We start from the raw sequence: 13,586 nt of genomic DNA on the forward strand, positions 1-13,586 counted from the left end.
GTGAACGCCATCAGCTGCCGATTGACCACCGCCGGAAGTCGAGCGCAATCCACAGAAAAGACTGTCCCGCAAGCAGAATGGCGAGTACGAACTCGGTAACCGTCATCCCAGTGTCTTACTCGCGTGGTCGCGGGATTCGATGAGCTTTGCCCTGAAATTGAGCTGAGGCGCGAGCTGGTCGAGTACCTCGAGCACAGGGCCGAGTACGTTCCGGGCGATGAGCGACAGTGCCGACGCCGAGACATAGCCCATCGAGTCGGAGTCGAGCTTGGCGATCCACGCGATCGAGACAGCGTCGACGGCGTCATCGTCACCGGCCGCGGCGGCCATGTCGTACATCATCAACGTGGCGTCGGACTGGATTCGGTCGATGTCAGCGATACCGCGGGGTGTCCCGTCACCGTTGACGATCATTGCGTGACTAGGGGTCTCGTTCATTGCAGTGCCTCTCGTACGGTGGCAGCGCTACGGATCTCGGTCTCGTCGCGTGCGAGCTGCCTGCTCTGGTGTGCTGTCTGCTCGCGGATAGCGCCTTGGAGCTGGTCGACGAAGCGGTGGGCTTCGTCGACGTCCCGGACCATGAAGGTGACGTCGTAGCCGATTCGGATGACGATGCAATCGTGTGCCGGCATAAAACTCACGCGGGGCTCGGCCGCGTCGAACATCACTTGGCCGTCCATCAGACACCACAGAGTTCGTCGAGGGCGCCGCGCCGCAAGGTGGGCCTGGCGTCGAGTTCGTCCACCACGAACTGTTCGATCTCCTCACGAGAGCGTCCGTCGAGGCGCATTGCCCTCGCTGCAACCGAGACCTGGAATGCCAGCATGAAGCTGGGCTGATCCTCGACAGGAATACCAGCGAATGTAGAAGCGTCGTCGGGGTCGTATCCCCACAGAATGAAGACTGCGAAGAGGTTGAAGGGCAGGTGAGCTATCGTGGTCATCAGTTCGTTTCCTTCGTGAGAGCTGGATTCGGGTGTTTCGCCCCCGATGCCCCTTGCCGGGCATCGGGGGTGTTTTCGTTCGAGGTCTGAGTGAGCGCTCGGTAATCCGCGACGATCTCGACGACCGTTTTCAGGAAGTCCGAGACGTGCTCGGGCAGCACCGTTAGATCGTTGAAAGCCGCGCCGCCGTCCTGATCGGAGCAGTCGAGTTGGATTCGAGGCGCGTCCTGCCATGCTTCGGTGCCGTCTTTGCCCTGGTAACGGGTGACCTCAGCCTCGAACGGGCCATGCTCCACACGCGCAAGCACCGTGTTCTCGCCACCGTCTGGATGCAGCCGAGCGATTACCTCGGCCGCGCTCAGCGTGTCCGGCAGTACGGACATCAGACCGCCACTGGACGATCGTCGGTGCGCTGGAACGTGTTCGCCTCGACGTAGGCGCGGAGATCGTCCCAGCGGTATAACACTCGACGCGGTCCGTGCTTGACGAACTTTGGACCGCGGCCCAGGTAGCGATCCTGGTTGAGACTCTTGGTAGTTGTGCGCAAGAACTCGGCGGCCTCTTGGGGCGTCGCCAGGGGTGACTGATTAAAAGAGGTCACGATCTTCCCTTCGTTCGAATGATGCAGTTTATCGGTCGGATGATGCTCAATACCTGTTAAGTCTTACCCGATCAATTGGAAACCTGCAAGCACTGACCTAGAATCTGCATCATGGCGACAAGGCGGGTAGCACTAGGTCCGACCGGTGAAACAGTTCGGGCAAACATGGCGGATGTCAGGAAGCGGCAGGGGCTTACCCTCCGAGATCTCGCAGATCGACTTCAGAACACAGATCGCCCGCTGGCGCATAACACCATCAGCGAGATCGAACGCGGTGCGAGACGGGTCGACGTAGACGATCTGGTTGCCATCGCGGGAGCACTCCGCGTGGCACCGAACCTACTGTTAATGCCGCGAACGGAATCCGGTGACACCGTTGTGACTGCCACAACTCGCCCCGAAATTTCGGCCCGCGAATACTGGTTCTTCCTCGAAGGTATGCGCCCACTGGACGTGGAAACGCTCACCCGGACAGAGGCATTCGACTTTGCTCTGCGGTCGTTGCCTGCATTCTTACCACTTCACACTTCCATGCTTCAGCGATCGAGCAACGAATCCCCGTTGCTCGTCAGACGCCGAATGCAGAGCGATGGTCTATCTGTTGAACTCGAAGCCGGTGTGAGCTCTCAAAGCATCTTCGTGGCCGGCTCAGGTCCAGTGCCGGAGATCGACTCGAATCGCATTCACTAGATGGCCACCGTCGAGAGCTACGTGACCGCGGCCGGAAAGCGTTGGCGCGTCCGGTATCGCACACCTGAGCGTCGATCGACCCAGAAACGCGGGTTTGCGTCCAAACGTTTGGCTCAGGACTTCGCCGCAACCGTCGAAGTCGAGATGATGCGCGGCGAGTACGTACCGCCGAAACTTGGCCGAATCACCGTAGGCGAATTTGGTCCAAATTGGCTGCAACGCAAAGAGTCTGATCTCAAGCCGTCAGCATTCAAGTCCATCGAGACGGCATGGCGTGTCCACGTGCAGCCGCGGTGGGGAGCAGTGCAAATTGCCGACATCACGCTCGATTCGGTCGAGCGATGGATCGGGGATCTCGGTCGAGCTGGCAAGGGCGCGACGGTCATCATCCGCGCCTACGGTGTTCTCGCTGGCGTGCTCGACTCAGCTGTGAAGGCGAAGCGACTGGCGAAGAATCCCGCACGCGGCGTCGAGAATCTGCCACGCAAACAACGTAAGACCCACGTGTATCTCTCACACGACGACGTCGAGCTGCTCGCGACGGCAGCTGGTCAGCACCGGGTGCTCGTGCTCGTCCTGTCGTACTGCGGTGTGCGATGGGGTGAGGCGATCGGCCTACGTGTTCGTCATCTCGATCTACTCCGGAGGCGTTTGAACGTCGTCGACAACGCGGTTCAGGTCGAGCAGCAGATTCACGTCGGGACTCCGAAGTCGCACAAGTCGCGTGCGGTACCGGTGCCGGCCTTTCTCGTCGACGAGCTGGCGCAGGCATGCGAGGGCAAAGGCCGTGACGAGCTGGTGTTCTCCGGCCGTGGTGGCGAGTACCTCCGACGCTCGGTCAGCTCGACGGGATGGTTCACGCGGGCCGTAGCCAAATCGGGGGTACCTCGGCTCACTCCGCACGACCTTCGGCACACCGCGGCAAGCCTGGCCATCAGTGCGGGTGTGAACGTCAAAGCCCTGCAGCGGATGCTGGGGCACGCGTCGGCGGCGATGACGCTCGACGTGTACGCGGACCTGTTCGACGATGATCTCGACGCCGTTGCGACCGCCCTCGATCGCGCTGTTTCCTCACGGAATGTGGCCAAAGTGTGGCCAGAAGGCACGCCGGCCGTCGTGATCTTGGCAGACAAAAGGCCCTGACCTGCACCGACTGGCGAGATCAGGGCCTCTGCCCATGGCGGAAGCGGAGGGATTTGAACCCCCGGACGCTTTTACACGTCTCTCGCTTTCAAGGCGAGTGCATTGGGCCGCTCTGCCACGCTTCCGTAGAAGATACTAAACGCCCCGTGCGCCGCGGGGCGAATCGCGGTCGGTCAGCGCGCCTGTACCTCCGACTCCTCCATCGCTGCGTCTACCTCCTCGAAGATGTCGCCGAGTACCGTCAGCTGCCGCCGTGTCAGCAGATCGACCAGATGCTTCCGGACGCTCGACACATGTGTCGGAGCCGCTTCAGCGAGCCTTCGGGCGCCTTCGTCGGTGATGACGGCGAGCACGCCTCTGCCGTCGTCGGCGCAGGTGTTCCGCGAGACCATCCCGTCGCCTTCCATGCGGCGAATCTGGTGCGTCAACCGGCTACGCGAGGACAGGACGCCGTCGGCGAGATCGCTCATACGTAGCGATCCGTCCGGTGATTCGGACAGCATCACCAAAATCCGGTACTCCGCCATCGTCAGGCCATGTGCGTCCTGCAAATCCTTGTTGAGTACCCCCATCAATCGTTGGCCGCCGTCTACATAGGCGCGCCACGCTCTCATTTCCGCAGCATCGAGCCACTGCGGGTCCCCCCCTGGACCAAAGGATCTTTCGGCCGTCACCCGACCATATTAGGCAAGGACTGCTACCGGTTAGTAGATCCCTGCCACCGATGTCCGATTTGTCCTGACAATACTTGCCGAAAACGTGCCGGGATTTACACTCCGCTGGGACGTTGAATGTGACTACAGCGCCGCGCCTAGGCTGGAAGCCATGCACGCAATCACACTGACCGAGTTCGGGTCCCCCGACGTCATGGCGTGGACCGAGGTCCCAGATCCGCGCGCGGGCCGTGGCCAAGTCGTCGTCGACGTCGCTGCCACCGCGATCAACCGTGCCGATCTCATGCAGCGGCAAGGCAACTACCCACCGCCTCCCGGCGCGAGCGAAATCATGGGGCTCGAATGTTCGGGCGTGATTTCCGAGCTCGGCGAGGGCGTACACGACTGGAAGGTCGGCGACCGAGTATGCGCACTCCTCGCGGGGGGCGGATATGCCGAGCAGGTCGTCGTGCCGTCGACCCAGTTGTTCCCCATTCCCGGTGAACTCGATCTGCACGCAGCTGCGGCACTTCCCGAGGTGGCATCGACTGTGTGGTCGAATCTCGTCATGTACGGCGGCATGCGATCCGGACAGGTCCTGTTGATCCACGGCGGCGGCAGCGGCATCGGCACGCACGCCATTCAGGTGGCAAAGGCGTTCGGCGTCACCGTCGCAGTCACAGCCGGCTCGACGTACAAACTCGACTTCTGTAGGACGCTCGGTGCGGACATCACCATCGACTACAAGAACCAGGACTTCGTCGAGGTGTTGCGGTCCGAGACCGACGGCCACGGCGCCGATCTGATACTCGACAACATGGGCGCAAAGTACCTGCAGCCCAACGTGAATGCGCTCGCAATGGACGGCACGCTCATCACGATCGGCATGCAGGGCGGCGTCAAGGGTGAGTTGAACTTCGGCGCGCTACTCGGCAAACGCGGAACCGTCCACGCCGCTGGGTTACGCGGTAGACCCGAAACCGGTCCCTCGAGTAAAGCGAACATCGTCTCGGACATGACCGCTCGCCTGTGGCCGATGATCAGCGAAGGACGGATCAGTCCTGTCATCCACGCCGAAATCCCGATTACCGATGCGGCACAGGGACATCGAATGCTCGACGCCGAAGACACCATCGGCAAGGTGATCCTGCGAGTGCAGTAATCGTGCAGTAGATGGCCCGGCGGTACCTACCTCGTGCCGTCCTGGCGTCTACGCCAGCTTGGACAATGCTTCGACGAACTGATCGATCTCGTATCGCGTCGTATACGGAGCGAGCCCGATGGTGACGGCACCACCCTCGTCGTTGACACCCAACGCATCGAGCAACCGGCTTCCGCTGTGGATTCCGCTCACCGTTCCGATCCGGGCCTGAGCGAGATGCTCGGCAACCTTGTCGGCAGAGGTTCCCGAGACTGTGAAGCTGAGCGTGGGAATGCGACTCGGCGAGTCGCCGAGGACCATCACATGATCGAGCGTTGCCAGTCGCCGAATCAAATAGTCGAACAGTTTGTCGTGGTAATCCTGCAGCGAACCGATGGACAGCTGAAGGCGTTCGCGTCGCGTCCCGGTGGCCCCCTCGTCGAGATTGGCGAGATAGTCGATGGAGGAGACGACACCGGCGAGCAATGCGTATTGATGCCCACTGACCTCCAACCGCTCGGCGCCCTTCGCAAACGGGTCGAGCGACATCGACGGTATGCGGTCGATCAAGCTGGGATCACGAAACACGAGCGCACCGACCTGAGGCCCGCCCCACGCGGAAGCGTTGACGGCGAGCACGTCGGCCCCGAGTTCTTCGATATCGACGTGGGCGTACGGCGCCGCACCTGCAGCATCTACGACGATGAGGCCGCCGACGGCGTGGACACGATCGGCCGCGACGCGGACGTTGGGAGCCGAGCCGACGATCGGTGACGCAGCGGTGACAGCTACGAGACGGGTACTGGAGGTGATGAGCTCCTCGAACTGCCAGCTGGGCAGCTCACAGGTGTCGATCTCGACCTCGGCCCAGCTCACACGTGCGCCGTGGCGATTGGCGATGCGCAGCCATGGCGCAACGTTCGCTTCCTCGTCGAGCCGGGAGAGAACCAGGCCGGTCCCGAGCCCGAGGCGGGTCGACAGCGACTCCGCCAGCCACGCCAGCATCGTTCCGCGATCGGGCCCGAGCACTACCCCTGCCGGATCACCGCCGACGAGGTCGGCGATGGCCTGCCTGGCCGCTTCGAGGAGCCCGGCGCTACGACGGGAGGACATGTGTCCGGAGTTGTGATTCGGCGCACTTCCACGAAACGCCGTCGATACCGCGGTCGACACACGATCGGGGATCTGCATCCCGTTTTGTGGGTCGAGGTGAATCCAACCGTCGCCCAGTGAGGGAATCGACCCTCTGACACGTGCGACGTCGTACCCCATGCCGGACACTCTAAGCGTCGATTTCGTGAGCGTGTTTTCCACATCCCTTATTCGCATCCGCCGCCCTGTCGACTCGCACGGTTGTTTCCCCCGATCCCGCCCCACAAACAGGATAGTTGGACCCGCTCGTCGCGCAATCCCTGGCAACGCGCAAGGATAGCGTTATGACGCAATCGGACTCGAACTCGAATCCCGAAGCCGGTGACCATGTCGTCGTGATCGGCCCCAACGGAGAGCCTCTCGCACTGAGCCGCGCGGAGGCAACCGCTGCGGCTGCACGAGCAGCGGGAAGCAGCCCGCATCGGCCCGCCGATCCGGGCGACGCCGACCAACCTCTATCGGACATGGTCGAGCAACCCGCCAAGGTCATGCGGATCGGCACCATGATCAAACAGTTGCTCGAGGAAGTGCGCCTCGCGCCCCTCGACGACGCCAGCCGAACCCGACTCAAAGACATCCACCAGTCGTCGATTCGTGAGCTCGAGCAGGGATTGGCACCCGAACTCCGCGACGAACTCGAACGCCTGGCACTGCCCTTCGGGGAGGACGCCATTCCCTCCGACGCCGAACTGCGCATCGCACAGGCCCAGCTCGTCGGGTGGCTCGAAGGTCTCTTCCATGGAATTCAGACGGCACTGTTCGCGCAACAGATGGCCGCGCGCGCCCAGCTCGAGCAGATGCGCCAGGGCGCATTACCGGCCGGGGGAATGCTCAGCCCTGGCGTCGGCGGCCCTGGTGGCGGAGGCGGTACCGGTCAGTACCTGTAAACGGGTAGGGTCGACCGTCGTGTCGGCCCCACCGAAGAATTCCGAGAGCGAAGCAGGAGAACGCGTGCCCGTTCCTGTTTCGGACTCACAGACGTTCAAGCGCGCTTTCGGCGATCTGACGACGGGATTCAGCCAACGCGAACTGTGGCTGCATCTCGGTTGGCAGGACATCAAGCAGCGCTACCGCCGCTCGGTGATCGGACCCTTCTGGATCACTATCGCCACCGGCGTCCAAGCCGTCGCGATGGGCTTGTTGTATTCGGTACTTCTCGACGTCGACCTGAAGACCTTCCTGCCGCACGTCACTGTCGGCCTCATCATCTGGGGTCTGATCAGTGCGTCGATCCTCGAAGGTGCCGATGTGTTCGTCGCGAACGAGGGGCTGATCAAACAACTGCCCAGCGCGTTGAGTGTGCACATCTATCGGCTGGTGTGGCGTCAACTGCTGCTGCTGGGCCACAACCTGCTGATCTACGTGATCATCATCGCCGTGTTCTTCCCGCCGAACGGTTTCCATTGGTCGGATCTGGCTGCAATTCCGGCTCTCGTATTGATCTCGCTGAACGCGCTGTGGGTGGCCATTCTGTTCGGCATCGTCTCCACCCGCTACCGCGACATCGCGCCGATTCTGGGCAGCATGGTGACGCTGTTGTTCTTCATGACTCCGATCGTGTGGACCACAGCAGGCCTCGAGTCGATGGGCGGCGACGCTGCCAAACGCGCCAAATTGGTCGAGCTCAACCCGCTCTTTCACTATCTCGACATCATCCGGGCACCCATGCTCGGCGAAACTCAGGAGCTGTACCACTGGTACATCGTGATCGCGTTCACGATTGTCGGCTGGCTGCTCGCCATCTTCGCGCTCAAGAAGTACCGGGCCCGCGTGCCCTACTGGGTTTAGGGGTCTGAAACTTTGTCTGTCAGCATCAGCACGCACGACGCTTGCGTCGACTTCCCCATCTTCGACGCCAAGACGCGTTCGTTGAAGAAGGCGTTCCTCGGCAAGGCCGGTGGATCCATCGATCGGAACTCCTCCGACGTGGTCGTGGTCGAGGCGCTCAAGAACATCACGATGAACCTCAAAGACGGGGACCGCATCGGGCTCGTCGGACACAACGGTGCAGGAAAGTCGACGCTACTGCGGCTGCTGTCCGGCATCTACGAGCCCACCCGGGGCAGTGCCTCGATCCGCGGCCGCGTCGCGCCGGTGTTCGATCTGGGGGTCGGAATGGACCCCGAGATCTCCGGCTACGAGAACATCATCATCCGCGGATTGTTCCTCGGCCAGACACGCAAGCAGATGCTCGCGAAAATGGACGAGATCGCTGATTTCACCGAGCTCGGCGAGTACCTCGACATGCCACTACGGACATACTCGACGGGTATGCGGGTGCGCGTCGCGATGGGCGTCGTCACCAGCATCGACCCAGAGATTCTGCTGCTCGACGAGGGTATCGGTGCCGTCGATGCCGAGTTCATGAAGAAGGCCCGTATCCGCCTTCAGGAGCTGGTGAAGCGCTCCGGAATTCTGGTGTTCGCCAGCCACTCCAACGAATTCCTGGCCCAGCTGTGCGATCGCGCGATGTGGATCGATCACGGGGAGATCCGTCAGGAAGGCGGAATCGAGGACGTCGTCCGGGCCTACGAGGGCGAAGATGCAGGCGATCACGTCGCAACGATTCTGAAGGAACTCGAGCGCGACAGTGCCTGAGAAAATTGTCGGGGTGATCGTCACGCACAAGCGTCGTGAGCTCCTAGCCCTGTCGCTGGACGTCGTGGCGCATCAGAGCCGACCGCTCGATCATCTCGTCGTCGTCGACAATGCGCACGAGGACGCGGTCCGCACACTCGTCGAGTCGGCAGACATCCCGACCACCTATCTTGGGTCACATCACAATCTCGGTGGAGCCGGCGGCTTCGCACTCGGCATTCTCTACGCGCTGTCCCTCGGGGCCGATTGGGTCTTCCTCGCCGACGACGACGGCAGGCCCGAGGGTCCCGACGTCCTGGCGACGCTCTACGCCTGTGCACAGAAGCACGGCCTCGACGAGGTCTCCCCCGTCGTCTGCGACATCGACGATCCCGATCGGCTGGCGTTTCCGTTGCGCCGCGGAACCTCGTGGCGACGCCTTCGTTCGGAATTGATCGACCCGCAGAATCCCGAAGACGATCTACTCGAAGGGATCGCTTCGCTGTTCAACGGCGCACTGTTCAAGGCGTCGACCATCGATGCGGTGGGTGTACCGGATCTGCGACTGTTTGTCCGCGGCGACGAGGTCGAAGTGCATCGACGGCTGCAGCGGTCGGGCTTGAAGTTCGGTACCTGCTTGACGACGGCGTATGTGCACCCCAACGGTGCCGCAGAATTCAAGCCGATCCTCGGCGGACGTATGCATACGCAGTATCCGGACGATGCGACGAAGCGGTACTTCACGTACCGAAATCGCGGATATCTGATGTCGCAGCCCGGAATGCGAAAGCTGCTGCCGCAGGAATGGATTCGGTTCGGTTGGTATTTCCTTGTGACGACTCACAACCCGAAGGGGCTCGCCGAGTGGCTGCGGCTCAGGCGGCTCGGCCGGCGGGAGCATTTCCGGCGGTAAGTCGGTGGCCCTGGTCATGTGACATAGGGCCGTCCTCGGCTACCGTGTGCGCATGACGGAACCTCGGAAGCTGACGGATCGACTTCGGCATTCGGCACGCGAGAAAATACAGCGGGCAATCGGCGAAGTTCTCGACAAGCAGACGGCCCAATTGGCCGAGCAGACGGGCGATCAGCAAGCCAAGCTTCTCGAGATCCTCGACCGTCAACGCCGAGAGATCGACGATCTCCACGCGTTCATTCGCGGCCTGGAAATGCGTATGCGTCGCGACATCCCGTACGCGTCCGACGTCGAGGCAGCGGCGCAGAGCGCCGAGTTCGCCGAGGAGGTCATGCCCAAAGCGCCGACCTTCCTCCGTCCGCACGCAACGCTCCGCTTCGCGCTCGGTGAAGTGTCCGTCCCCGGCATGGCACTCGAATTCGGGGTAGCCAGCGGCACCACCCTGGAAATCATCGCCGAGGAGTCGGCGTCGAAGAAGGACGTGACGATCGTCGCCGGCTTCGATGTCTTCTCAGGGTTGCCCGAAACCTGGCGCAGCGGATTCCCGAAAGGCCTGTTCGAGCAGGAGAACCTGCCCCAGGTCCCCGGTGCCGAAATCGTGCCCGGCCTGTTCGAGGAATCGCTGCCCGAGTTCTTGAAGCACCATGACGACAACCTGGCGTTCCTACACCTCGACGCGGACCTGTACTCGTCGACGATCACGGTGCTCGACCTGGTCGCCGACCGACTCGTCGTCGGGACCGTCATCGCCTTCGACGAGTACTTCAACTTCCCGGGCTGGCGTAATCACGAATACCGCGCGTGGACCGAGTTCGTCGCACGCACGGGTACCGAATTCGATTACCTCGGCTACACCGCGGACAACGAGCAGGTGGTCGTGCGGATCAGGCGAGCGCCGTCACTGTAGGCGATTGGAGGCCGGGTCAGGCCTGCGAAATGCGTACGAGGTTTCCTGCCGGGTCACGGACGGCGGCGTCACGGACGCCCCACGGCTGACTCGCGGGTTCCTGCAGGATTTCGGCGTTACCCGCTGCCCGCACCTTTTCGAACGTCGCATCGAGGTTGTCGGTACGGAACAACACGCCGGGAAGCTCGCCCTTCGCCAGTAGAGCCGCCAACTCGTCGCCGAGTTCCACCGATCGACCGGCATGAGGCTGCGACAGGACTATCTCGATTTCGGGCTGCTCGGCAGGGGTCAAGGTGATCCAACGGAACCCGTCGTTGGCAACCTCGTTCTTCACCTCCAACCCGAGGGTGTCGCGATAGAACAGCAGCGCGGCGTCGGGATCGTCGACGAGGACATGTACGTGGCTCAATGAGACTGTCATGTCTGCAAATCTAGAACTCCGGGACGACCTGTGCTTCTTCGATCCTGCTCGGTTGTGCCCGAGTCCGACGCGGGCGTCCCAGCACCATGGCAGAGCAACTGGGCACCACCCGACTGTCGTCGTGATCGCGTGACCGATATGCGCTCGGTGTCTCACCCACGACCTCGGTGAAGCGAGCACTGAAAGAACCGAGGCTGGTACAGCCGACGGCGAAGCACGCCTCGGTCACACTCGTGTCTCCGCGACGCAGAAGCGCCTTGGCACGCTCGATACGCCGTGTCATCAAATGGGCATAGGGCGTCTCACCGTAGGCATCGCGGAACCGGCGACTGAAATGAGCCGTCGACATGTACGCCGCGCGAGCCAGCGTCGGGACGTCGAGAGGACTCGCGTACTCGCGATCCATCAGATCGCGGGCACGACGAAGATGACGAAGTTCTTCGAGGTCGGCCCCACTCATGAGTGAAATCCTACGCCCGGGTTCAGCTGTAGAGCCGTGCCCAGTTCTCGCGACTCGTCAGTTGCGGAGCGGCTCGCCGGTACTCCGACTGTGTTTCCGCTGCCTCCTGGCGGAATCGCGCGAGCAACTTCGCTGCGCGAGCCGACAGCTCGGATGCTTTTTCCTTGTCGCGCTTACGGATCCGGACACCAGACTGCGATGCGTCGGTGACCACCGCATGATCGAACAGTGATACGTGCCACCAATGGGCTTCGGCTGCAGGGATACTCGCAATTCCTGGAATAGTGCGACCAAGCCATTGAAACGCTGCCCGCTTGCCGAGCACGAGATCGATACGATTCTTCTTCGGTTCGAACCCGGCATGACGTGTCACCAGATCCGACGATCGAATGCCGGGCATGTCGGATGCCGGGTGCTTGACGGTTTCGGGGAATTGCCCACGCTCGGCTCGGATGGACTTCAGGACGGCCATTCCACCGTCCTCGAGAATCTTGGGTCCCTCGAGAAAATCCTCGATTCCACGAATCATCGTGAACGCCAGACCGTATTGCATCGAGACCAGGTACTGAGCGATATCACGCGCCATCTGCCGGCTCAACGATCTCGCATCGAAATCACTATGCAACGCAGCAACGATCAGAGAGTTGCGGACACTGAAGTATTTCGCCCAGTCATCGCGGTCTTTCCAGTGAAAGTCTGCGTGCCAGACACCGGCATTCGGGAGCGTGACGGTAACAAATCCGTTCGCACGTGCCCGAATTCCGTATTCGATGTCGTCCCATTGGAAGAAGAGCGGAAGCGGAAGCCCGATTTGCGCGATGACCTCGGCGGGGATCAAGCACGACCACCACGCGTTGTAACCGGCGTCGACCCGCTTGCTCTGCTGACGCTTCTTCTTCAGAAGATTGGCGTCGTGCTTCGAGCCTGCCGCCCATCGACCGGCCCTCAGCTTCGACAGGTCCGCTTCTTCGGCGCTGACGTGCAAGTGCTCGGGGTTCATCAGGTACAGCATCTGCGCGCCGACCAGAGTCGGCTCGACGGTGACGTTGGCGAACGCGTTCATCCGCAGGACCGTTTCGGGTTCACAGAGAATGTCATCGTCCATCAAGATCAGATTTGCGTGCTCGTTGATGGCTGAGACCTCGAACATGCCGCGGGTGAATCCGCCGGCGCCGCCCAAGTTCGGTTGCCGGATGTAGACCAGTTTGTCTCCGAGACGGGAGGCAACGTCGGTGAACAGTTCGCGATCCGATACATGATCGGTGCCCTGGTCCACGACATACACCGCGTCGATTCCAGCGACCATCCCGTCGTCACCGGCGATCGCAGCAACCGTGGCTGCACAGTCGTCAGCGCGGTTGAACGTACAGATGGCAATCGCAGCAGGCCGAATCACCGGCGGAGCAGGCACGGTCCATTCGAGATCACGGATGGCCAGTTGCCCGTCGACGGCCGTGAACTCGGCCCACAGCGTGCCGCCGTCTACGAAGGTGTCGAGTGTGGCAGCGAGCGATGTCGTCCCAGAGCCTTCGAGGACGCGAGTGCTCAGAGTCCGAGCGTTCCCCGCCGAGTCGGACGCGCGGAGAAGCACCGTGGCATTGCTGTCGTTCTCGTGTCGGAACTGGAGCTGCACTTCGGTGACCGTGGTCCAACGCTGGAAATAACTAGCAGCGAACCGACCGAAGTAGGTGTCGGTGTCGACCGTCGCACCCTTCTCCAGGTGGACCACAAATCTTTCACGATGCGCGCGCCCTTTGACGATCGTGGCATAGAGATCATCCTTCACCAGCGGGGTGGGGCCGGTGAACAATCCTCGCTGCACCACCAGTCTCGAGGGACTCTCGTGCTCGGTGAGGGCCTTACGCACCGCGACAGTGCTCCCATCCACAGGCGCAACCGACGCAGGCTTTTCCATAATGCTCCCACTACTTCCCACAACTTGGATGTCGAACAATCACTTCGGCGCGAGGCGACTTGGTTCGCAG

Annotated in this window: 18 protein-coding genes and 1 tRNA gene; 8 read left to right on the forward strand and 11 right to left on the reverse strand. The window is 61.9% G+C overall.

Annotated elements, in window-relative coordinates; genetic code table 11:
• Positions 1-102: 102 nt before the first annotated feature.
• The 5 genes from QMK32_RS05515 to QMK32_RS05535 are packed head-to-tail and all read right to left on the reverse strand — an operon-like array spanning position 103 to position 1,544.
• On the reverse strand, positions 103-438 hold the full coding sequence (locus QMK32_RS05515; RefSeq protein ID WP_283473551.1) for a hypothetical protein: 336 nt from the start codon (positions 436-438) through the stop codon (positions 103-105).
• Positions 435-680 (reverse strand): hypothetical protein, encoded by a 246-nt coding sequence (locus QMK32_RS05520; protein WP_283473552.1) that lies wholly within the window; start codon positions 678-680, stop codon positions 435-437. The genes QMK32_RS05515 and QMK32_RS05520 overlap by 4 nt, the downstream gene beginning before the upstream one ends.
• Positions 680-943 carry a hypothetical protein gene (locus QMK32_RS05525; RefSeq protein ID WP_283473554.1) on the reverse strand — a complete coding sequence of 88 codons (264 nt, stop codon included), beginning with the start codon at positions 941-943 and terminating at the stop codon, positions 680-682. Before QMK32_RS05525 ends, QMK32_RS05520 begins: the two co-directional genes overlap by 1 nt.
• On the reverse strand, positions 943-1,326 hold the full coding sequence (locus QMK32_RS05530; protein WP_283473556.1) for a hypothetical protein: 384 nt from the start codon (positions 1,324-1,326) through the stop codon (positions 943-945). Before QMK32_RS05530 ends, QMK32_RS05525 begins: the two co-directional genes overlap by 1 nt.
• Positions 1,326-1,544: a helix-turn-helix transcriptional regulator gene (locus QMK32_RS05535; protein WP_283473558.1), complete on the reverse strand. Its 219-nt coding sequence runs from the start codon at positions 1,542-1,544 to the stop codon at positions 1,326-1,328. The genes QMK32_RS05530 and QMK32_RS05535 overlap by 1 nt, the downstream gene beginning before the upstream one ends.
• Before the next feature lie 111 nt (positions 1,545-1,655).
• On the opposite strand from QMK32_RS05535, the gene QMK32_RS05540 reads away from it, so the two are divergent.
• A complete protein-coding gene (locus QMK32_RS05540) occupies positions 1,656-2,234 on the forward strand; it encodes a helix-turn-helix domain-containing protein (protein ID WP_283473560.1) in 579 nt (192 codons plus the stop codon).
• Positions 2,235-3,377 (forward strand): site-specific integrase, encoded by a 1,143-nt coding sequence (locus QMK32_RS05545; RefSeq protein ID WP_283473562.1) that lies wholly within the window; start codon positions 2,235-2,237, stop codon positions 3,375-3,377.
• Positions 3,378-3,412: 35 nt separating this feature from the next.
• On the opposite strand, the gene QMK32_RS05550 is transcribed toward QMK32_RS05545, so the two are convergent.
• A tRNA-Ser gene (locus QMK32_RS05550) sits at positions 3,413-3,502 on the reverse strand.
• A 48-nt stretch (positions 3,503-3,550) separates the two neighbouring features.
• Positions 3,551-4,051: a MarR family winged helix-turn-helix transcriptional regulator gene (locus tag QMK32_RS05555; protein ID WP_502943531.1), complete on the reverse strand. Its 501-nt coding sequence runs from the start codon at positions 4,049-4,051 to the stop codon at positions 3,551-3,553.
• Positions 4,052-4,202: 151 nt separating this feature from the next.
• Between QMK32_RS05555 and QMK32_RS05560 the strand changes: the two genes are divergently transcribed.
• Positions 4,203-5,192 carry an NAD(P)H-quinone oxidoreductase gene (locus QMK32_RS05560; RefSeq protein WP_283473565.1) on the forward strand — a complete coding sequence of 330 codons (990 nt, stop codon included), beginning with the start codon at positions 4,203-4,205 and terminating at the stop codon, positions 5,190-5,192.
• A gap of 48 nt (positions 5,193-5,240) precedes the next feature.
• Here QMK32_RS05560 and QMK32_RS05565 read toward each other — a convergent pair whose 3' ends face one another.
• Positions 5,241-6,443 (reverse strand): cysteine desulfurase-like protein, encoded by a 1,203-nt coding sequence (locus QMK32_RS05565; protein WP_269301816.1) that lies wholly within the window; start codon positions 6,441-6,443, stop codon positions 5,241-5,243.
• Positions 6,444-6,607: 164 nt separating this feature from the next.
• On the opposite strand from QMK32_RS05565, the gene QMK32_RS05570 reads away from it, so the two are divergent.
• The 5 genes from QMK32_RS05570 to QMK32_RS05590 are packed head-to-tail and all read left to right on the forward strand — an operon-like array spanning position 6,608 to position 10,720.
• Positions 6,608-7,210, forward strand: a complete 603-nt coding sequence (locus QMK32_RS05570) for a bacterial proteasome activator family protein (RefSeq protein WP_269301817.1) — start codon at positions 6,608-6,610, stop codon at positions 7,208-7,210.
• Between the two features lie 19 nt (positions 7,211-7,229).
• Positions 7,230-8,111 carry a galactan export ABC transporter permease subunit Wzm/RfbD gene (gene wzm, locus QMK32_RS05575; RefSeq protein WP_502943532.1) on the forward strand — a complete coding sequence of 294 codons (882 nt, stop codon included), beginning with the start codon at positions 7,230-7,232 and terminating at the stop codon, positions 8,109-8,111.
• A gap of 12 nt (positions 8,112-8,123) precedes the next feature.
• Positions 8,124-8,921 carry a galactan export ABC transporter ATP-binding subunit Wzt/RfbE gene (wzt, locus tag QMK32_RS05580; RefSeq protein WP_283473568.1) on the forward strand — a complete coding sequence of 266 codons (798 nt, stop codon included), beginning with the start codon at positions 8,124-8,126 and terminating at the stop codon, positions 8,919-8,921.
• On the forward strand, positions 8,914-9,813 hold the full coding sequence (glfT1, locus tag QMK32_RS05585; protein ID WP_186627568.1) for a galactofuranosyltransferase GlfT1: 900 nt from the start codon (positions 8,914-8,916) through the stop codon (positions 9,811-9,813). Before wzt ends, glfT1 begins: the two co-directional genes overlap by 8 nt.
• A gap of 52 nt (positions 9,814-9,865) precedes the next feature.
• A complete protein-coding gene (locus QMK32_RS05590; protein ID WP_269301821.1) occupies positions 9,866-10,720 on the forward strand; it encodes a TylF/MycF/NovP-related O-methyltransferase in 855 nt (284 codons plus the stop codon).
• 16 nt (positions 10,721-10,736) lie between these two features.
• Here the strand turns inward: QMK32_RS05590 and QMK32_RS05595 are convergent, their stop codons facing one another.
• From QMK32_RS05595 to QMK32_RS05605, 3 genes are read right to left on the reverse strand one after another with little or no spacing between them, the layout of a single operon-like run.
• Positions 10,737-11,141 (reverse strand): VOC family protein, encoded by a 405-nt coding sequence (locus QMK32_RS05595; RefSeq protein ID WP_283473570.1) that lies wholly within the window; start codon positions 11,139-11,141, stop codon positions 10,737-10,739.
• A gap of 10 nt (positions 11,142-11,151) precedes the next feature.
• On the reverse strand, positions 11,152-11,601 hold the full coding sequence (locus QMK32_RS05600; protein WP_283473571.1) for a helix-turn-helix transcriptional regulator: 450 nt from the start codon (positions 11,599-11,601) through the stop codon (positions 11,152-11,154).
• A 22-nt stretch (positions 11,602-11,623) separates the two neighbouring features.
• Positions 11,624-13,516, reverse strand: a complete 1,893-nt coding sequence (locus QMK32_RS05605; protein WP_283473572.1) for a glycosyltransferase — start codon at positions 13,514-13,516, stop codon at positions 11,624-11,626.
• Positions 13,517-13,586: the final 70 nt, after the last annotated feature.

It is taken from the genome of Rhodococcus sp. H29-C3, from assembly GCF_030063405.1.
In the GTDB taxonomy this organism is placed as follows: domain Bacteria; phylum Actinomycetota; class Actinomycetes; order Mycobacteriales; family Mycobacteriaceae; genus Rhodococcoides.